Raw genomic sequence first — 19,146 nt, 5'->3', positions numbered from 1 at the left:
GCCTCTACACGGATACGCGGCGCACCCGCGGCAGGCTATTTGCTGGCGGTGAGGCGTCGCAGGATTTCCGCGCGCTCGGCGCTCAGCACATGATCGGAGCCCTCGCCCCTGTCGTAGCGCTTGGCTGTCCGGTAGGAAAAGCGCTTCTTGTACTGACTGGTTGCGGAATCGAACGTCCACGCGTCGACTTCGAAGAAGTGCTTTTCGAAATGACTCTCGTCCTTGCCCCAGACATAATCCGCCCGGACAAACAGCGGATAGGGCGAGACTTCCGGCACCTTCCACATCGCGCGATCGGCCATCTCCGTTTCGGTGATTTCCGGCATCAGATTCTCGATCTTGCCGTTCGCGCCATAACGCAGTACGGCTACGCGCTCCAGCATCCCGCTGCCACCGCCCGAGAACATCCCCGAGAAGAACACCCAGGAACCGCCCGATGCAATCGGCAACCGTTCGGACCGTGGATTCAGTCCGAACTGATATAGCTCCTTGGAAGAACCGGAAACAGGAGCCGGCGGCATCTCGAAGCACGGCGCACGGTCTGGAAGCACGCAGAGTTTCACCCCGGACAGCGGGAGTCCATCGGCATCATGCTTGCCCTCCGTCTGGGTATAGCGCGGGAAAGCAGGTTCGCTGGATGTCGCCTGAGCATCGGTGATGCCAACGACGGAAATGCTCAAGATCACCCCGAGCGTCTTGCAGATCCAGCGCATGCCCTCTCCCTCTCTCTTCCGTTAATTTCCGCAGATTGTCGATGATGATGCCGCCGCTGTCGAACGGATGGTTGCGGCCAACCACGTCCGGCCATCTGACCAGGCATGTACGAAAATCGTGTCGACGTTCTGATCGAAACTAGTCAGTCGGTTTCTCGTACAGTGACCAAACGTAGTCGTCTGATTTCAGTCCTACGCGGATAAAACCGAGCGAGTCGTAGTAGGCGCAGCGCTTCGTGCTTTCGGCGGCGCAGACGAGTCGCCCCGAAGACTCCCCCCTCCACCCGCTGACACACCACCTCGATATTGTGCCCATCCGGCCCGATGACGAACGCCGCGTAGTAATTCGCGCTGTAACGCGGCCTCAGCCCCGGCGCGCCATTGTCCTTCCCGCCCGCCTCCAGCGCCGCGCGATAGAACTCGTCGACTTGCCGCCGATTCTCGGCCTTGAATGCGAGGTGAAGATGCGCGGGCTTCTCCGAAGTCTGGAACAGGCACAACGAAGGCTGCCACGGCCCCGGCGGACAAAGCTCGATGCCGTACGAAGGCTCCCCCTCCCCCGCGACGACTACGCCAAGCGGCTCAAGTGCCTTGATGAAAAACGCCTTGCTCGCTGCGAAATCGCTGACTCCGAATTTGACGTGGTCAAACATGAGTTCCCCCTCGGATAGTTGGGCCCGCCCGCGCCCCGACGTGATGTGCGGATCACCGCGATGTTGCCACATGCAGCCATCGACGGCAGCCCCGTCCGTCCCATCACCCCAGCTCGAACGACGTCACCCCGAACACGCGATCGATCGCGACCGCAGGCGCGTCTTTCGTGTACATCCGCGCGGTTTCGAACACGCTCGTCATGCCGTGCCGTTCCGCCAGCGCGACGGCCGCGGGATTCGTTTCCGGCACGTCGAGCACGATGACCTCGCCGGGCATGCTCGCCGCCAGCGCGCGAAACAGCCCGGTGGCGACACCTGCATCGTCGGCAAAGAGCGGGCCGATCTTGCAGCCCGCGTTGCAGCGGCGCACGACACCGTATCCGGCGACACGGCCGGCGTCGACCGTTGCGAGCGCAACGGCATCCGGCTGCGCGATCCACGCGGAGACGAAACGCTCGCGCGCCGCGGGAAAACACTGGCGATCGTAGGCAAGCAACTGCTCGAACGGCACCTCGGCCGCCGATGCTACCTGCGCGCACCCGATGCCGTCCACGCGCCCCTGATAGCGGATGTTGCGATACGCGAGCCGGAACCCGGACTTCCTGTAGTTCGCCTGCTGCGCGACGACACCATCGAGACCGACGTTGCGGTCTCCCAGATAACGCATGCCGTGCTGCCAGATCCGCATACCGAAGCCTTTGCCGCGGAACCCGGGTTTCACGATGTAAAGACCGATGAAGCCAAAGCGTTCGTCATAGGCGACGGCGGCGAGGCACGCGACCGGCTCGCCGCGCCAGATGCCGACGAAGAACCCGGCCGGGTCCGCTTCCCTGAAACAGTGCGGGTCATGCCAGCCAGGGTTCCACCCTTCCGCAGCCGCCCATTCGACCGACATGGCTACCTCGTCGGCCGACATGGTCCGCACGATAAAGTCGCTGCCTTGATCCATGGTTCCCCCACTGCGGCTTTAAGGATCGCCGCCTCGTGTTACGGAAAATGCATCGGGAAAGCGCCGGCAAGCGAGCACCGGCCAACTGACAGAACAGACCGTGCAATCATGCCCCAAGCCAGGGCTGCCGATCGAGTCATCATAATCCCAAGCCGAGTGGAACTGTCATCACGCTTGTTCCGGCCCGAGGAGCACCGAAATTGACGCGTATCGGCGCAATGCTGTCTCCGTGAAGCCGCCACGGATGACCGGATCACTCTGTTAGCGATCCTCAAGGTCAGAACAGGTGACCGGCCGCAACGAGTCACCAAGCACCCATCACCAAAACCCGCGAACAACAAAAAAAAGCCCGACAAAGTCGGGCTAATGGGTTTGAGACACAAGGAGAATCCCGCCCACGCTACACCGGGCGGTTACGCCGCGCTACACGACGTTCTTTTCGACGATCGGCCGGTTTTCCAGCACTCGCGCCCAGCCGAGCGACGACAGGTCGAGCGATTCATAACGCCCGCCCAGAATGAGTTCACTGACGCCGCGCCCCGTCGCCGGCCCTTGCTGCAGCCCGTGGCCGCTATAGCCGTTCGCGAACACGACGTTATCGAGTTCCGGGTGATATCCGATGATCGCGTTGTGGTCGAACACGTTGTACTCGTAATACCCGGACCAGCAGTTCTCCACGCGCAGCGCCTCGAACTCCGGCACGCGATTCGCGAGCGTCGGCCAGATCACCTCGTCGAACAGGTCGTGATCGACCTCGTCGAGCGGCAGGTCGTCCGGGTCGCGATCCGGGCTCGGCGACGTCCCGCAGATATACGTGCGCCCTTCCGGCCGGAAATACACGCCCGTCGGATCGATCAGCAGCGGGCAATCGGTGAGCTTCGCCGGCGACGACACGTTGAAGATGCTGCGGCGCCGCGCATACACGGGAATGTCGATGCCCATCATCGACGACAGCGTGCGCGTCCATGCACCGGCCGCGTTGACGAGCGTGTCGCACGCATGGCGCTCGCCGTCGCCCGTCACGACATGCGTGATCTTCCGTCCATCGCGCACCACCTCCTTCACATCGGCCGGCACATACCGCGCCCCGAGCGCCTGCGCCTTCTTGCGCAGCGCCTGCACGAGCCCGTAGCCGTCGAACCAGCCTTCGCCGCTCACGCCGTACGCGCCCGACACGAGATCGTCGACGTTCAGCCACGGAAACTTCGCACGCAGTGCATCGCGATCCATCAAGCGGATATCGGCGCCGAGGCGGGTCTGCAGCGCATGGTTCTCGCGCAGCGTCGCATCGCCGGCCGGTGTTGCGAGGAACAGGTAACCGCCTTCGTGCAGGTCGATCGACGGCCGGTTGCCGTCCACTTCGAGCCGTTCGCCGATCGTGCGCAGGAAGTCGATGCCGAACAGCGACATCTCGATCGACAGCGGCGTCGAGAACTGCTGGCGAATCGACGCAGCCGACAGCGCCGACGACGATCGCGCATAGGTGGGGTCGCGTTCGATGACGGTCACGGCGACCGTCGGATCGGTGGCGCGCAGGAAATAGGCGATCGAGCTGCCGATCACACCACCGCCGACGATGACGACTTGAGAACTCACGACTGACTCCAGTTGCACGTAAAAGGCACGGCCAGCCGGCCGCGCCCGTTGGTTGTTCGTGCCGCGCCGCGCGCGGCGTCGCGCCTGCAGGCTTCCCGGGCGATCGCCCCGGCGTGCGCCGCGATCGCAACCGATCGCTCACGGTATTTCAGCACGTCCGGCATCGCCGCGAAAGCCCGCGCGCGCTTGCGTTCAATCCGCCGATTTCGTCGTGACGGGCTGCCACGCGGCGTTCTTCACTTCATACAGCGTCGAGCTTGGGTTCTTCAGGTCGCCCGTGTTCGTGAACGCGATCGTGCCCGTGATGCCGTCGTAGCGCGTGCCCTTCAGTGCGCCGTTGAAATCGGCCGGCTTCGTCGAGTTCGCCTTCTGCATCGCGTTGATCGCGATCCACGTCGCGTCGTACGCGAACGGTGCATACGCGAGCATGTCGACGCCGTACTTCTGCTTGAATTTCGTTTCGAACAGCTTGCCCTTCGCGAGACGCGACAGCGGCTGCCCGTATTCCCACACGGCCGCGCCTTCCGCCGCACTGCCGGCCAGCTTGATGAAGTTCGCGTTCATCACGCCGCCGCCGGCGAGGAACTGCGCGCGGATGCCGAGCTGGCGCATGCGCTTCACGAGCATCGCGGCCTGCGCGTCGAGGCCGCCGAAGAACACGAGATCGGCATTCGTGCTCTTGATCTTCGTGAGCTGCGCGCTGAAGTCGACGGCCTTGTCGTTCGTGAATTCGCGCGCGACGATCGTGCCGCCATTCGCCTTCACGGACTTCTCGAATTCGTCGGCTTCGCCCTGGCCGAACGCGGTGCGATCGTCGATGATCGCGATGCGCTTCGCCTTGGTCACGCTCGCCGCATACGCGCCTGCGTTGCCGGCGTTCTGCGTGTCGGTCGCGATCACGCGGTACACGGTGCCGAGCCCGGCGCGCGTGATGTCGGGATTGGTCGCCGACGGTGTAATCATCGGAATGCCGGCCTTCGCGTATATCTTCGACGCGGGCAGCGTCGTGCCCGAATTGAAATGGCCGATCACGACAGCCACCTGCGCATCGGCGAGCTGCTGCGCGGCCTGCACGCCGGTGCGCGGATCGCTCTGGTCGTCCTGCGACGCGACGACGAACTTCACGGGCTTGCCGCCCACCGTCGTGTGCGCGGCATTCGCTTCGTCGACGGCCATGCGCACGCCGTTCTCGATGTCCTTGCCGTATGCGGCGCCGCCGCCCGTCAGCGGGCCGGCCACGCCGACCTTGACGACGGTCTCCTGCGCATGAGCCGCGCCCGTCTGGAACGCGAGGATCGCGGCGGTCAATGCAACGCCGGAAAGCGAACGAATGCGGAACGTCATGGCAGTCCTTGTTCTGTGGGTCGGGATGCAACGCGCGGCTGCCGCGCGTCGGCGACCTCCTGCGTGCGGGCGATGTCGTTCGCTGCCGGGCGCCATTCGACGAAGGCGTCAAACCGGCCGGCCGATCACCGCGGTTCCGTCTCCGTAGAACCTTTCACCGCGAAAGAGGTGAATGGATTGTGGGTAGCCAATACCCGTGCAGCAAACGAATTATCGGAACTATGTTGTGAGGATTTGTCATCAAGTTCCGGTGCGCGAAAAGCGCGCGGCCCGTGCGTCGGCGGGCCGGCGAACCGCCGTACTTCGGCCGCCGCCAAACGCAATCGGGCGAGGCGCTTGCACGCCCCGCCCGATCGATTCACGGCATTCGACGCGACGAGTCGATACGCACGCGGCAATCATGCCGCCACCGCATCACCACCCGCTTCGCGGCACGATTACTTCGCCGCGTTCGCCGTCATCTTGAAGATGCCCTGCGCGTTGCCCGCATCGAAACGCAGGTCGGTCACCCAGCGGCGCGCCGCCTGGTCGAAGGTGCGCTTGCGCGTGATGAACTCGTAGAACGAACCCGGCACGTTGCGCTTCACGGTGCCGCCGTCGCGCGTGCGGAATTCGCGCTCGACGGTATCCGCGCGATACGCGGTCTGGAACACGCGGCCCGAGCGCGAGCGCTCGACTTCCGGCTTCATCGGCCGGCCTTTCGCCTTCTCGTCATCGGACAGCTTGAACACGTCGGCGACGCGGTCGGTCGCATGGTTGAACGCGTTGCCTTCGGTCGAGATCCACGCCATTTCCGCGGATTCCATCAGCAGCGTTTCGTAGTCGAGTTCGTTCGGCAGGTCGTGCTGGCGCGCGAAGGCGCCGACGATCTCCGGCAGCAGCGCGTGCGCGGCGTCGAGCGACAGCCAGCCTTCGCGTTCGACTTCCCACAGCAGCGCAACGGCCACCGGCGACAGCGGATCGCGCGACGAGCTCACGACGTTCGTCACGGCCTGCTGGAATTCCTTCGAGAAACGCTCCGGATGCAGTTCGCTGACGAAGAACTGTGCGATTTCGTCCGGTGCATCCTCGTGCGCATACGCGCGGCCGGTCATGCCGAGCTTGTCGAGCGGATAACGGCCGTTCAGACGGAAGCCGAGCGGACGCAGGATGCGTGTGAACGCGGCCTCGCCCGGCGGCAGCGCGCCCGTATGCGGCCAGCGCACCGTGCGCAACGCACCGTGGTCGAAGTAGACCGAGCCGCCGCTTTCGATCGCGTCGGCCGTATAGGCGCGGCCGTTTGCCGAACGTTCGAGCAGCCCTTCGAACAGCGCCATGTTCATCGCCTGCGCGATTTCCGCGCGCGTCACGACGCCGTCTTCCCATTCTTCGAGGATGGCCGGCATGTTCAGGGTCGAGAACAGGGCGTCGGTCTTCGCCTGTCCCAGCAGCTTCGTCAGCAAGCTCTCGATATTCGGATTGCGCATCAGGATTCTCGTCTCGGGGGACCGCCGGCAAACGTGCCGGCAACTCGTCGGCCGGCGGCCCATCGGGCGCCTGACCTTGCGTGGCAAGCATTATTCAAAGGGTTGCAGGCGGGCGTAAAGCGAGATTATATTGATATGTGATGAGTTTTTGGAATTATTGTCCGTCCCCACCCCGGTTCGCCGGCCCGCGCCGGAAGGGGCCGTTCATCAGACGAATAGAGCATCATGCGTAAATTCAAGATCCCCAACATGGGCGCACTGGTGGCTTTCGAAGCCGCCGCGCGCCACGAGAGCTTCACGCACGCGGCCAAGGAGCTGTTCCTGACCGAAAGCGCGGTATCGCGGCAGATCGCGACGCTCGAGGCGAGCCTCGGCGTGCGGCTGTTCGCGCGCGTGAAGCAGCGCGTCGTGCTGACGCGCGCCGGCAAGCTGTACGGCACGCAGGTGCGGCGCGCGCTGGAAGCGCTCGACCGCGACACGCTGTCGATCATCGCGCACGGCAGCGGCGGCGGCTACCTGGAGCTCGCGGTGCTGCCGACGTTCGCGTCGCACTGGCTGATCCCGCGCATCAAGAGCTTCTACGACCGCACGCCCGACGTGCGCGTGAACATGGGCAGCCGCACCGACCTGTTCTCGTTCGAGGACACGCACTTCGAGGCCGCGATCCATTACGGCAAGCCGACCTGGCCCGGTACGTCGTCCGACTACCTGTTCGGCGAGGAAGTCGTGCCGATCTGCTCGCCCGCGCTGCTCGACAGGCCCGTCGAGCGTGTGGAGGATCTGCTCGCGTATCCGCTGCTGCACTCGACGACGCGCCCCGGTGCGTGGGCGCAGTGGTTCGAGACGCACGGCGTCGAGGACATCCGCACGATGCAGGGCGTGCGCTACGAACTGCATACGATGCTGATCAGCGCGGCCGCGGCCGGGCTCGGGATCGCGCTCGTGCCGAAGTTCTTCGTCGAGGAACAGTTGCAGCAGCTCGGCCTCGTCGTGCCGTGCGACGCGGCGACGGTCGGCGATTCCGCGTACTACCTCGTGTATCCGACGGAACTCAGCCACAGCAAGCCGCTGGAGCTGTTTCGCGGCTGGCTGCTCGAGCAGGCGAGCGCATATGCGGCGCCGGGGGGGGATGCGGATGACGCCGACGTGGAGGATGACGAGGACGTCGAGTAACGCGCCCGTTTCAGGTCACGGCGCGGCGGCGTCGCAGGCGTGCCGTGTCGGCAGGTCGGCCGCGACGACCTTCACCAGCCGCGCACGATCGGGCGTTTCCAGCCCCGGGCACACGGTATACAGATCGCGAATCACGATCGTCGCGCGCCCGTCGAACCGGCACACGCCGTCCGGCTGCGCGGCGGGCAGCCGAAGCCCGCGCGTCGCGTCGCGCGGGTTCGTGAACACGATCACGCCCGCGCGCTGCGAACGGTCCGGCAAGCGCCGCGCCGATGCGTCGTCCTCTTCGAACCACACGTCCGAACCGATCGATTCGTCGCCATAGTCGAGCGCGTAGCGGCCCGACAACGTGATCGCCCGCCCGACATGCACCGAGCGGCAGTCCGGCTCGGTGTCGGTGGGCACCGGTTGCGCGCCCGCCGCGGCAGCACCGCACGCCAGCAGCCACACGCACAATACGCGGGCGCTGCCATGCAGGCTCGACATATCAATCGCTTTCCGGATCATGAGCAATGAAATGCAGGTCATCGTGACGAAGACCCGCATTGTCGCGCAGCAAGCCCGTCACATGTGCCACTTCACCGTCGCGGTCAGCGTACGCGGATCGCCGGGCATGTTGTACAGGTCCGCGTTGCCGTGTGCGGCAATGAAGTAACGGCGATTGAACAGGTTGTCGAGCGTGAGCGTCACGTCGACTTTCTTGCTGCGATAGCCGGCGCCCAGGTTGAACACGGTGAACGACGGCAGCGTGACAAGATCGCTGGCCGACGTGTAACGCGCCGACTGGAACTGCATGCCGGCCGCCGCATAGAAGCCGTACGGCAACTCGCGCTTCAGCCACAAGTTCGCGCTGTGGCGCGGCATCAGCCCCGGCGTGTTGCTCGACAGTGCGAGGCCGGCCGCCGTCGATTGCGCCGAACCGTCGACCGTACCGTTCAGGTACGCGTAGCCTGCATACACCGACCACTTCGGCGCGATCTCGCCGGTGAAGCCCAGCTCCATCCCGCGCACGTGCTGCGTGCCGATCGGCAGCGCATAGCCGGGATTCGCGGGATCGCCGATCTGCTGGTTGGTCTGCCGCATGTCGAACAGCGCGACGCTGGCCGTCGCCTTGCCGCCAAGGTCGAAACGCGAGCCGACTTCGTACGCGGTGGTCTTCTGCGGCGCGAGCGCGGCGCCGTTCGCGAACGCGCCGGAACTGATCAGCGTATCGGCGAGCGGCGAGAACGACTGGCTGAACGAGCCGTACAGCGTCAGCCAGTCGAGCGGTTCGTAGATCAGGCCGACGCGCGGGCTCCACGCGTGATCGGTGCGGTCGAGATTGACGTTCGACGACGTGTAGTCGTGGCGGATCTGGTTCAGGTAGTCGAAGCGCAGGCCGGCGAGCACCTTCCAGTGTTCGGTCAGCGAGATCAGGTCCTGCGCGTAGACACCCGCGAGCCCGACGACGGTCGACGCATTCGTCTTCGCACGCGCGCCGGTCGGCACGCCGGGCAGGATCACCTGCTGCGGGTTGAAGAGATCGTAGGTGGCGACCTTCGTTACGCTGTAGATCGTGTCGAACTTCTGCTGCTGCGACAGCTCCAGCCCGTACAGCAGCTCGTGGCGCATGCCGAGCAGCGACGTCTTCTGCGTGAGCTCGAACACGCCGTCGATGCCGTGGTCGGTGCGCTGGCGCGTCGACTGGTCGAGCGTCACGACCGGGTGCACGGCCGTCTTGATCGGCTCGAACGTCACGTAGTTCTTGCGTTCGAGCGAGAAGTCGTACGCGCGGATCGCACCGTGGAACGACAGCGAATCGTTGAAGCGGTGATCGAGCGACACCGTCGCGCTCTTCGCGGAGACGTCGTTGTACGAACTGCTCGCCGCATCGGCCGAGCCGTAATACGTGTTGATCGGCACATCGACCGGCCGGCCGCGATAGGCGGGCAGGCCCTGGTCGGACGTGCGGCGGTCGTGCAGGTAGTCGAATTCGACGTTCAGCACCGTGTCGCTGTCGAGCTTGAACTGCGCGGACGGCGCGATCGCCTGGCGGTTGAGCTGGAACTGGTCGCGAAAGCTGTTCGAGTTCTCGGCCGCACCGGTGATGCGGAAACGCGCCGCGTCGTTCGCATTCCAGCCGAGGTCGAATTCGCCGCGCCGCTCGCCGCGCGTGCCGAGCGTCACGCCCACGTCGCGCACCGGGTTCGCGTCCGGCCGCTTCAGCACGCGATTCACGATGCCGCCCGCCGAGCCGCGCCCGTACAGCACGGCCGCCGGCCCCTTCAGCACCTCGACGCGCTCGACGTTCGACAGGTCGCGATAGTAGAGCGCGTCGTCGCGAATGCCGTCGACGTACTGGTCCGTGATGCTGTTGAAACCGCGGATCGTGATCTGGTCGCGCTGGCCGTCGCCGACCGAGAAGCCGACGCCCGGCACGTTGCGCAATGCGTCCTGCATCGACGACGCGTTCTGGTCCTCGATCACCGCGTGCGGGACGACGTTCACCGTCTGCGGCACGTCCATCAGCGACATGTCGGTCTTGGTCGCCGCGCGCGACCGGCCTGCGTCGTACGACGCAGGCTCGGCCGCCGCCTTGACGGAAATCGCGGGCAAGGTTGCTGCGGTGTCGCTCGCCTGCGCGAACGCAGTGCGGGCGCCGGCCAGCGACGTGACGATCAGAAGCGCATGGCAAGCGCTCGTGTTGAGTTTCATCGTGAACGTAGGGGGTGAAGAAAAAACGGCGAACGGAAACGCACCCGGCCGACGCGCGAATCGCGCGGCGATTCGACCGACCAAGCGCTTTCCGTAAGGAAGATGACGCGCGCGGGGGATCGCCCCGTCGCGCATGCCGGCAGGCGAACGGCCGGCGCGGGTGGCTGCCGGCCGGCACGACCGGCACGAAAAAAGCCGTGACTTCCCGTCACGGCTCGTAACGGAGCGAAATATTAAACGAGAATGATTCGTGTTTTCGATTAATTTTTAACGTGTCGCCTGCCCGCAACGTGCGGACGCGTTGCGTTCTGCATTCCTGACGAATGCCTTTCATTTTCGCGTAATCGGATCGTGTGTCGCGTAAGCAAGACGAAAGAATTCGGTCGGCCGCATCCGGCGCATCGTGCGGAAACGGTCAGGCAGCAGGCGGGATTCGGGAAACGACGACGAAGGAATTGGAAAGGACCACGAAGGATCTGGTGACGCAGGCGGGACATATTCAACGGTCCGGTGCGCGCCGGGCCGGGCAACCCCGACCCGGCGCTCCGGGCAGCCGACCTCGCATCGGCAACGCGGCGGACCTTCTTCTGTTGTTCACTACGTCTGCTCTCTCAGGCTCGCTTCATTTTTTTCTTCGCCGCGCCGCGCCATTATCCGCCCAATCCGGCCGGAGTGAAACGTTTGCGGTTGCACCGGACGCGTTATACCGGTCATTCGGAAACAGTCTTTCCGAATGCTTACGATGCGCATGAGACGATTCGGCAATTCTTGCATTCGCGACGGCGTTCCTTTTTAATGGAACTGGTTCCAATCACTGATTCGGCCATGTCCACGCGTGACGCGTCGTCGTGTGCGCGTCATCATGCCGATTCAGGATCGAGGATCGCTCAGCTCAGGATTCGCATCGCCCGTCCTTCCCGGACACCCCGTCAAACGAGACCGTCATGCCCGATTCCGCCTCCCTGCAGCAACTGTTTCCCGCCTATCAGGACATCCCCGCCGAGTTCCGGCTCGCTTCGCCGATTCACCAGCGCGTGTCGCTCGTCGACGGCGAGTTGCGACCGTGGGACGGTGCAACCAAAACCGTGCTGTCGCCCGTGTGCGTGCGGCAGGCGGACGGCAGCGTCGAGCAGATGGAGATCGGCAGCTACCCGGTGATGGGCGAAACGGAGAGCGACGCGGCGCTCGACGCCGCGGTGCGCGCGTACGACTCGGGCCGCGGCGAGTGGCCGACGATGAAGGTCGAGCAGCGCATCGCGTGCATGCAGGACTTCATCAAGCGAATGGTCGCGCAGCGCGAGCTGGTCGTGAACCTGATCATGTGGGAGATCGGCAAGAGCCTCGCCGATTCGCAGAAGGAGTTCGACCGCACCGTCACGTACATGACGCAGACGATCGACGCGCTGAAGGAGCTCGACAACGCGAACTCGCGCTTCGTGATCGCGGAAGGCACGATCGGCCAGATTCGCCGCACGCCGCTCGGCGTCGTGCTGTGCATGGGCCCGTACAACTATCCGCTGAACGAAACCTTCGCGACGCTGATCCCCGCGCTGCTGATGGGCAACACCGTGGTGTTCAAGCCGCCGCAGTACGGCACGCTGCTGTTCGAGCCGCTGCTCGAAGCGTTCCGCGACGCGTTCCCGAAGGGCGTGATCAACACGATCTACGCGCCGGGCGCGGTGGTCGTGCCGCACATGCTCGCGTCGGGCAAGATCAACGTGCTTGCGCTGATCGGGTCGAGCAAGGTGGCCGATCACCTGAAGAAACAGCACCCGAAGTCGCACCGGCTGCGCGCGATCCTCGGCCTCGACGCGAAGAACGCGGCGATCGTGCTGCCCGACGCCGATCTCGACCTCACCGTGAAGGAGTGCCTGCTCGGCGCGCTGTCGTTCAACGGCCAGCGCTGCACCGCGCTGAAGATGCTGCTGGTGCACCGCTCGATCGTCGACGAATTCCTGAAGCGCTTCACCGCCGCGCTCGAACAGCTGAAGATCGGCATGCCGTGGGAGAAAGGCGTCAGCATCACGCCGCTGCCCGGCATGCATCGCACGGCCTACATGACGGACGCGATCGACGACGCGAAGGCAAACGGCGCGCAGGTCGTCAACCACTCGGGCGGCGAATTCAGCAAGACGCTGTTCTATCCGGCCGTCGTGTATCCGGTGTCCGAAGGGATGAAGCTGTACCGCGAGGAACAGTTCGGGCCGATCATTCCGGTCGCGCCGTTCGACGACGTCGACACCGCGCTCGACTACGTGACGACGTCGGATCACGGCCAGCAGGTCAGCATCTTCGGTTCCGATCCGGTGCAGATCGGCGCACTCGTCGATCCGCTCGTGAACCAGGTGTGCCGCGTGAACATCAACTGCCAGTGCCAGCGCGGGCCCGACGTGTTCCCGTTCGCGGGCCGCAAGGATTCGGCCGAAGGCACGCTGTCGGTGAGCGACGCGCTGCGCGCGTTCTCGATCCGCTCGATGGTCGCGGCGAAGCAGACCGACAGCAGCAAGCAGTTGCTCGACTCGATCGTGTCGGATCACACGTCGAAGTTCATCAATACCGGCTTCATTTTCTGAAGCCATCGTGAAACGGGAGCCTTCCGCCGCACATCGATGCGGCGGAGGGTTTCCGCGAGCAGCGCGCCGTTATACGTTCGACGCCAGCAGCCTGATCCCCGCCACGCCGAACACGACGGCCAGACCCGCTTCCATCGCGCGCCGGCCGCGCACGTACAGCCGGCGCGCGCCGTCCATCGAGAACACGAGCGCATAACCGCCGAACACCAGGCACCCGATCACGACACAGCCCGGCACGACGGCGCCGTGCGACGCGCCCGCGCCGTTCGACGACAGCGCGACGATCGACACCCACACGAGAATGGCTTTCGGATTGGTCAGGTGCAGCATCGCGCCGCGCGCGTAGAAGCGCGACAGCCGCTGCTCGCCCGCCGCGTTCGGCGATGCCGCCGCCGTACGCGACAGCGCCGTACGCGCCGACTTGAATGCGAGCCACAGCAGGTACAGGCCGCCGAAGATCTTGATCGCGACCAGCAGCTTCGACCACGCGAGCAACGCGGCCGACACACCGAGCGCCGCCACCGTCGCCCAGAACATCGACCCCGAAATGACGCCGAGCGCGAACGCCAGCGCCGCCTTGCGGCCGTGGTTCGCGGCGACCGACATGATCGCGAGATTGCTCGGCCCCGGGCTGGCCGTACCGATGAAATAGGCCGTGTAGGCCAGCAGCAGGTTGGCCGAGAAGAAGGCGTGGACGCTCATGTCGAATCTCGCAGGGTGGGTTCGGAGATTGTTGGCAAACGCGCGCCGTCTGCCCATGGACAATTGCGCGGCCAATCGCAGGGCCAGTTCGATGACCACGCCGATCGAATCGCCGTTCGTAAAACCGTCTCGGTTATGAAACATCCGGCGCATTCGCCGCCCGTTTCCGCCGTGCGACGGAGGGCGGCCCGTACCGACGTTTCCCGTCGGCGAACGCACGGCAGACGCGGGCGCAACGCGCAGGCCGACACGTTTCGGCCGTTCGCCGGCGGAAACGCACCACGCGTTTCAACGCCGCGTTACGTTACATCCTTGAAGCATTTCGCGTCGCCGAGCCGCTTCGTGCGCCTGGCGTCCACGGCGCCCCGCCTGTAGACACCCTCGTCGACCGTCGGCGCAACCCAGTCCCGACGGGACTCGCCGACCGGCGCCGGAGCGCCGCTCAACCTTGCTCGACAATCGGATCGCGGCGCTGGTACGGAACCTGCATTCCGTTCGGGTAAAGCCGCGCCGACGACCCGCGCGGACACAAATTCAACCTCGGGCGCATCCACGAATACGCCCGAACGATTCGCGCAAGCAACGAGGCCCCTCATGGATGCGCTGCCCAATTCGTCCGACACGGCGTTCCAGCTCTTTCTCGCGAAGGTGCTCGAACAGCCGCTGCCCGACTGGACCGAAAAACAGCAGATGGAACTCGAGATGGCACGCACGCTGTCGACCGAAATGGTTCACGTCGCCGAAGAGATGCGCGGCCGCACGCCCGATCTCGCGCGCTGCCTCGTGCTGCTCCGCTACGCGAAGGTGCTCGACTTCATGCTGACGTCGCTCGCCGCGCGCCGCGACATTCATCCGCAGACGCTGCGCACGCTGTTCCGGCTCGCGAACCTGAAGGTCGACGATTCGTATCCGGCATGACGCGGCTTGACGAGGCGGCTTGACGAACCGGCTGCCGCAAAAGGCACTCCCGAAACGAGCGCATGCGCGCATCGTTCGTCGCTGCGATCGCGAAACCGGGCGACGCATGACGCGGCAACCCGCGTACGCGTCGGCTCGCTGGCCGGCTTATCCCGCTCATCAGCGCTGCGTCCGGTCCCTCCCCGTTAACCGATGTACAATCGCGCGCCATGAACGCACTTCGCCGCTTCCTGCTCCGGCAAGGCGTCGCGCGACAGCTTCTGTGGGGTTTCCTCCTCGTGACGCTGCTGTCCCGCGCGCTGATGTCGGGCGCCGTGATGCTCGATCCGGATGGTCCGGATGCGGGCTCGGTGGTGCTGTGTTCGGGCCGTGGCCCGCTGATCGTCGCCGTGGCCGCGCTCGCGGCACGCTTCGATGCCAGCGCGCCGATCACGCCGGCCAACGACGCGCTGGCGCTCGTCGATGCGCTCAAACACGACGCGCACGCCGACAAGACAGCGTCCTCCGGAAACGGCGACAGCCTTTGCGCATTCGGTGCGGCGCTGTTCACGACACTCGCGTCGTTCGTACTGCTGGTGCTGCTGTTTCCCGCCGCGGTTCCGCGGCGTTTCCGGATTCCTCCGGATTTCCTTCCCGTCGTGCGATCGATATTCGACGATCGCCCGCCCTCCCGCGCTCCTCCGCTGTTCTGCTGAACGTTCCGCCAAGCGGCTCGTGCACGTCGATGTGCACGGGCCTTCATGCCGTTCGTTTCACCCCACCTGATTCAAGCGTTCACCCGCTTGCCCGCGTCGCGCGGGCGACGCCGCCTTGCGCATGGCCTGCGCATCGAGCTGCGTAGCCCGTTGCGTCGACGCCGGCGTGCCGGTGTGCCGCACGTCGACGACAGCCGGCCCGCGCCGGCCTGGCCGATCGACGATCACGAGGAGCTGACACCATGTCGACCACCGTCGAGCAGGCGATCTCGCCCGCCCGTTCCGCAAGCGCCGGTTACCGGACGCTCTGGCGCTGGCACTTCTATGCCGGCCTGTTCGTAATGCCGTTCCTCGTGATCCTCGCGATCACGGGAACCCTCTATTGCTTCCAGCCGCAAATCGAGCCGCTGCTGTATCCGCACCGGCTGGTCGTCGAGCCGCGTGCCACGCAAAGGCTCGATCCGGGCACGATGCTCGCCAACGCGCGGTCCGCGATGCCGGCCGGCGCGACGCCGGTTTCAGTCCAGGTTTCCACCGCGCCCGACCGCAGCGCCGAATACGTATTCCGGCTCCACGACGGCAGCCGCGAGAGCGTGTACGTGAACCCGTACGACGGCAGCGTGCTCGGCACGCTGAGCGTCGAGCAACGCTTCATGCAGATCGACCGGATGCTGCATCGCAAGCTGCTGCTCGGCAAGACGGGCGAGCTGCTGATGGAGCTCGCCGCATGCTGGACGTTCGTGATGATCGGCACCGGCATCGCGCTGTGGTGGCCGCGTGGCACCGCGCGCATCGGGCGCGCACTGCGGCCCGACCTGTCGCTGCGCGGCCGGCCGCTGTGGAAGAGCATCCATGCGACGGCGGGCATCTGGCTCGCGGCCGGCACGGTGGCATTCATCCTGTCGGGGCTGCCGTGGTCGGGTTCGTGGGGCAAGAACTTCAAGGCGCTCGCCGCGACCGTGAACCTCGGTTCACCGGAGGGCACGTGGGGCGGCGCGTCGGTGCGCTCGACGCGCCCGGGCGCCGCCGCGGCGCCTGCGCACGCGCAGGCCGCTGCGCCGTCCGGCCATCATCACGAATCGGACGAGTCGATGCCCGGGATGGTGATGGACGACCTGCCGTTGCCGCAAACGCCGTGGGCGGTCGGCAACGTCCCCGTTCCGCATTCGCCGTCCGCGCCGACGCCGGCACCGCTGCCGCTGGCACGCGCGATCGCGATCGTCGCCGGGCTCGGCGTGACGAGCGGCTACACGCTCGCGCTGCCGTCGGGCGCGGACGGCGTGTTCACCGCGTCGTACTTCCCGGCCGACCCGAAGGCGGAACGGACGATCTACATCGACCAGTACAGCGGTGCAGTGCTGAAGGACATCCGCTACGACGACTACGGCGCGGTGTCGAAAGCCGTGTCGTACGGCACGTCGCTGCACATGGGGCGTTACTTCGGGCTCGCGAACCAGATCGTCTGTGCGGTGTTGTCGCTCGGGCTCGCCGCGATGGCCGTCACGGGTGCGGTGATGTGGTGGAAGCGCCGCCCTGCGGCCAAGCTGGGCGCGCCGTCGCGCGAACGCGGCACGCCGCCGATGCGCGGCTGGATCGCGGGGCTCGTGCTGCTCGGCATCGTGTTCCCGCTGATGGGGATCACGATCGTCGCGGTCTGGTTGATCGATCGTCTGCTGTTCGGCCGTGCGGCGCGTGCGGCGCGCGCGTCAGCGTGAACGAAAAGCGATTCCACCGATTCGAAGGATTCCGAAGCATGAAGTTCGGATCGATGGTGCCCGCCGCCGTTCTCGCGGCATTCACGCCGGCCGGGCAACCAACTCCCCGGCCGCGAACGACCGCCGTCACGCGCGCGTGCCCGCCGCGCGCCCCGCCATCCACTTCCGATAGCGCCGCGTCTGGCATTGCGCGGCCAGTTGCTGCCCGACCAGCGCGCGCAGCGGCGACACCTGCGGGTTCGTGCGGCGCCCTTCGCTGAGCCGCGTGAGCTGGAACTTGACGATAGCCATGTTGGCTAGCGCGCCCAGCGCCTTGTTCTTCCACCGGATCGGCTGCAGCACCGGCGCGCTGTCCTTGCCGGCCCGCCAGTCGCGCGGCAGGTTCGGATCGATCGACAGCGCGGTCGCGATGCCGACCATCGCCACGCCGCTTTCAACCACTTGTTCGGCGACCGCGCGACGCCGGATGCCGCCCGTGACCATCAGCGGCATCCGCGCGACGGCCGTGATGTCGCGCGCGAATTCGAGGAAATACGCTTCGCGCGCAAGCGTGCGCCCGTCGCGCGCCTCGCCCTGCATCGCCGGCACTTCATAGCTGCCGCCCGACAGTTCGACGAGATCGACGTCGAGCGGATTCAGCAACTCGACCACGCGCTTCGCGTCGTCCGCGCTGAAGCCGCCGCGCTGGAAATCGGCCGAGTTCAGCTTGACCGCGACGACGAACGCGGGCGACACCGTCGCACGCACGGCCCGCACGATGTCGAGCAGCAGGCGCGCGCGGTTTTCGATGCTGCCGCCCCACTGGTCCTGCCGGCGGTTCGTCAGCGGCGACAGGAACTGGCTCAGCAGGTAGCCGTGCGCCGCGTGAATCTGCACGCCGGTGAAGCCGCTTTGCTCCGCGAGCTGCGCCGCGCGCACGAAGCGTTGCTGTACATCGGCGATATCCGCTTGCGTCATTTCCTTCGGCACCGGGAATTGCTTCGACAGCGCACCGAGCTCGAGCGGCACGGCCGACGGCGCGAGCGTCGTCTGGCCGAGCGCCGCCTGCATCTGGCGCCCCGGGTGGTTGATCTGCATCCATACGTGCCCGCCGCCCGAGCGCGCGATCTGCGCCCAGCGGCGGAAGCGGTCGAGATAGGTGTCGCTGTCGAGCACGACGCCGTTCGGCCCCGTCATCGCGCGGCCGTCCACCATCACGTTGCCGGTCAGCATCAGCCCGACCTGGCCGTCGGCCCAGGCCTGATACAGCCGCAGCAACGCGTCGGACGGCGCGTGATCGGCATCGGCCATGTTCTCTTCCATCGCGGCCTTGGCCAGCCGGTTCGGGATCACCGCACCGTTGGGCAGTGTCAGGGGCGTAAACAGGTTCATGGAGGGCATCCTCGATTGACGATGTCCAACGATAACTTTAAAGTCAACTTTAAGGTCAAGCCCCTTTGGAGCACCCCATGAAAATCGGCGAACTGGCGCGGGCCAGCGGCCTCGCGGCGTCGCGCATCCGCTTCTACGAAGCGAGCGGCCTGCTCGAACCGGCCCGCCGGCAGGCGAATGGCTATCGGGAATACGGGCCGGAAGCGCTGACGCGGCTCGCGATCATCGACCGCGCGCAGCGCGCGGGTTTCGCGCTCGACGAAATCCGCGCGGTGCTGCCGCCCGATCTCGGCGCGTGGCCGCGCGACGAACTGCTGGTTGCGCTGCGTCACAAGGTCGACGAAATCGCGCTGCTGGAACAGCGTCTCGCGCAGAACCGGCGCCATCTGGAGACGCTGATCGACGAGATCGAGAACAAGCCGGCGGGCGAGGATTGCGCGGGCGCCGCGCAACGCATGCTCGACCGGCTCTGCGAGCAGTTCGGCGAACCGCTGGCGCCGGCACCCGTCGCACGGCCGACGCGCAAGCGCGCGTGACTGATTACACGGCGTCACCCACCGATCCATCAACCCGCGCTGCGGCGA

15 protein-coding genes and 1 pseudogene are annotated in these 19,146 nt (G+C 65.9%); 6 read left to right on the top strand and 10 right to left on the bottom strand.

Annotation, left to right across the window (positions count from 1 at the left end):
• Positions 1-35 precede the first annotated feature (35 nt).
• The 6 genes and pseudogenes from LXM88_RS32655 to LXM88_RS32630 form a co-directional block, all read right to left on the bottom strand.
• The gene (locus tag LXM88_RS32655) at positions 36-713 is read right to left on the bottom strand and encodes a hypothetical protein (protein WP_262543573.1); all 678 of its coding nucleotides are present in this window, start codon (positions 711-713) and stop codon (positions 36-38) included.
• 278 nt (positions 714-991) lie between these two features.
• Positions 992-1,366 (bottom strand): annotated as a pseudogene (locus tag LXM88_RS32650) (VOC family protein); the annotation flags it as partial.
• A gap of 103 nt (positions 1,367-1,469) precedes the next feature.
• Positions 1,470-2,315 carry a GNAT family N-acetyltransferase gene (locus LXM88_RS32645; RefSeq protein ID WP_262543572.1) on the bottom strand — a complete coding sequence of 282 codons (846 nt, stop codon included), beginning with the start codon at positions 2,313-2,315 and terminating at the stop codon, positions 1,470-1,472.
• Positions 2,316-2,738: 423 nt separating this feature from the next.
• Positions 2,739-3,911 carry an NAD(P)/FAD-dependent oxidoreductase gene (locus LXM88_RS32640; protein WP_262543571.1) on the bottom strand — a complete coding sequence of 391 codons (1,173 nt, stop codon included), beginning with the start codon at positions 3,909-3,911 and terminating at the stop codon, positions 2,739-2,741.
• A 192-nt stretch (positions 3,912-4,103) separates the two neighbouring features.
• Positions 4,104-5,255: a branched-chain amino acid ABC transporter substrate-binding protein gene (locus LXM88_RS32635; protein WP_262543570.1), complete on the bottom strand. Its 1,152-nt coding sequence runs from the start codon at positions 5,253-5,255 to the stop codon at positions 4,104-4,106.
• Positions 5,256-5,692: 437 nt separating this feature from the next.
• Positions 5,693-6,721, bottom strand: a complete 1,029-nt coding sequence (locus LXM88_RS32630; protein WP_262543569.1) for a DUF1338 domain-containing protein — start codon at positions 6,719-6,721, stop codon at positions 5,693-5,695.
• A gap of 225 nt (positions 6,722-6,946) precedes the next feature.
• On the opposite strand from LXM88_RS32630, the gene LXM88_RS32625 reads away from it, so the two are divergent.
• A complete protein-coding gene (locus tag LXM88_RS32625) occupies positions 6,947-7,894 on the top strand; it encodes a LysR family transcriptional regulator (RefSeq protein ID WP_262543567.1) in 948 nt (315 codons plus the stop codon).
• 15 nt (positions 7,895-7,909) lie between these two features.
• Here LXM88_RS32625 and LXM88_RS32620 read toward each other — a convergent pair whose 3' ends face one another.
• Together LXM88_RS32620 and LXM88_RS32615 are read right to left on the bottom strand one after the other, a co-directional pair.
• The gene (locus tag LXM88_RS32620; protein ID WP_262543566.1) at positions 7,910-8,380 is read right to left on the bottom strand and encodes a hypothetical protein; all 471 of its coding nucleotides are present in this window, start codon (positions 8,378-8,380) and stop codon (positions 7,910-7,912) included.
• A 78-nt stretch (positions 8,381-8,458) separates the two neighbouring features.
• Entirely contained in the window at positions 8,459-10,588 is a 2,130-nt protein-coding gene (locus LXM88_RS32615) for a TonB-dependent receptor (RefSeq protein WP_262543565.1), read from the bottom strand.
• Between the two features lie 944 nt (positions 10,589-11,532).
• Between LXM88_RS32615 and LXM88_RS32610 the strand changes: the two genes are divergently transcribed.
• The gene (locus LXM88_RS32610) at positions 11,533-13,161 is read left to right on the top strand and encodes an NADP-dependent glyceraldehyde-3-phosphate dehydrogenase (RefSeq protein ID WP_262543564.1); all 1,629 of its coding nucleotides are present in this window, start codon (positions 11,533-11,535) and stop codon (positions 13,159-13,161) included.
• Between the two features lie 69 nt (positions 13,162-13,230).
• On the opposite strand, the gene LXM88_RS32605 is transcribed toward LXM88_RS32610, so the two are convergent.
• A complete protein-coding gene (locus LXM88_RS32605; RefSeq protein WP_262543563.1) occupies positions 13,231-13,863 on the bottom strand; it encodes a LysE family translocator in 633 nt (210 codons plus the stop codon).
• A gap of 594 nt (positions 13,864-14,457) precedes the next feature.
• Here LXM88_RS32605 and LXM88_RS32600 point away from each other — a divergent pair.
• From LXM88_RS32600 to LXM88_RS32590, 3 genes are all read left to right on the top strand, one after another.
• The gene (locus LXM88_RS32600) at positions 14,458-14,781 is read left to right on the top strand and encodes a DNA-binding protein (RefSeq protein ID WP_262543561.1); all 324 of its coding nucleotides are present in this window, start codon (positions 14,458-14,460) and stop codon (positions 14,779-14,781) included.
• Positions 14,782-14,990: 209 nt separating this feature from the next.
• Positions 14,991-15,476 (top strand): hypothetical protein, encoded by a 486-nt coding sequence (locus LXM88_RS32595; protein ID WP_262543560.1) that lies wholly within the window; start codon positions 14,991-14,993, stop codon positions 15,474-15,476.
• A 242-nt stretch (positions 15,477-15,718) separates the two neighbouring features.
• On the top strand, positions 15,719-17,191 hold the full coding sequence (locus tag LXM88_RS32590) for a PepSY-associated TM helix domain-containing protein (protein WP_262543559.1): 1,473 nt from the start codon (positions 15,719-15,721) through the stop codon (positions 17,189-17,191).
• Positions 17,192-17,317: 126 nt separating this feature from the next.
• On the opposite strand, the gene LXM88_RS32585 is transcribed toward LXM88_RS32590, so the two are convergent.
• A complete protein-coding gene (locus tag LXM88_RS32585) occupies positions 17,318-18,562 on the bottom strand; it encodes an NADH:flavin oxidoreductase/NADH oxidase family protein (protein ID WP_262543558.1) in 1,245 nt (414 codons plus the stop codon).
• Between the two features lie 77 nt (positions 18,563-18,639).
• On the opposite strand from LXM88_RS32585, the gene LXM88_RS32580 reads away from it, so the two are divergent.
• On the top strand, positions 18,640-19,098 hold the full coding sequence (locus LXM88_RS32580) for a MerR family transcriptional regulator (protein WP_262543557.1): 459 nt from the start codon (positions 18,640-18,642) through the stop codon (positions 19,096-19,098).
• The last annotated feature ends 48 nt before the right edge of the window (positions 19,099-19,146 follow it).

Origin of the sequence: Burkholderia sp. S-53 (assembly GCF_025560745.1) — a bacterium.
Classification (GTDB): Bacteria; Pseudomonadota; Gammaproteobacteria; order Burkholderiales; family Burkholderiaceae; genus Burkholderia; species Burkholderia pyrrocinia.
The sequence above is the reverse complement of the archived record's forward strand: the minus strand, read 5'-3'. Positions and strand labels throughout refer to the sequence as shown.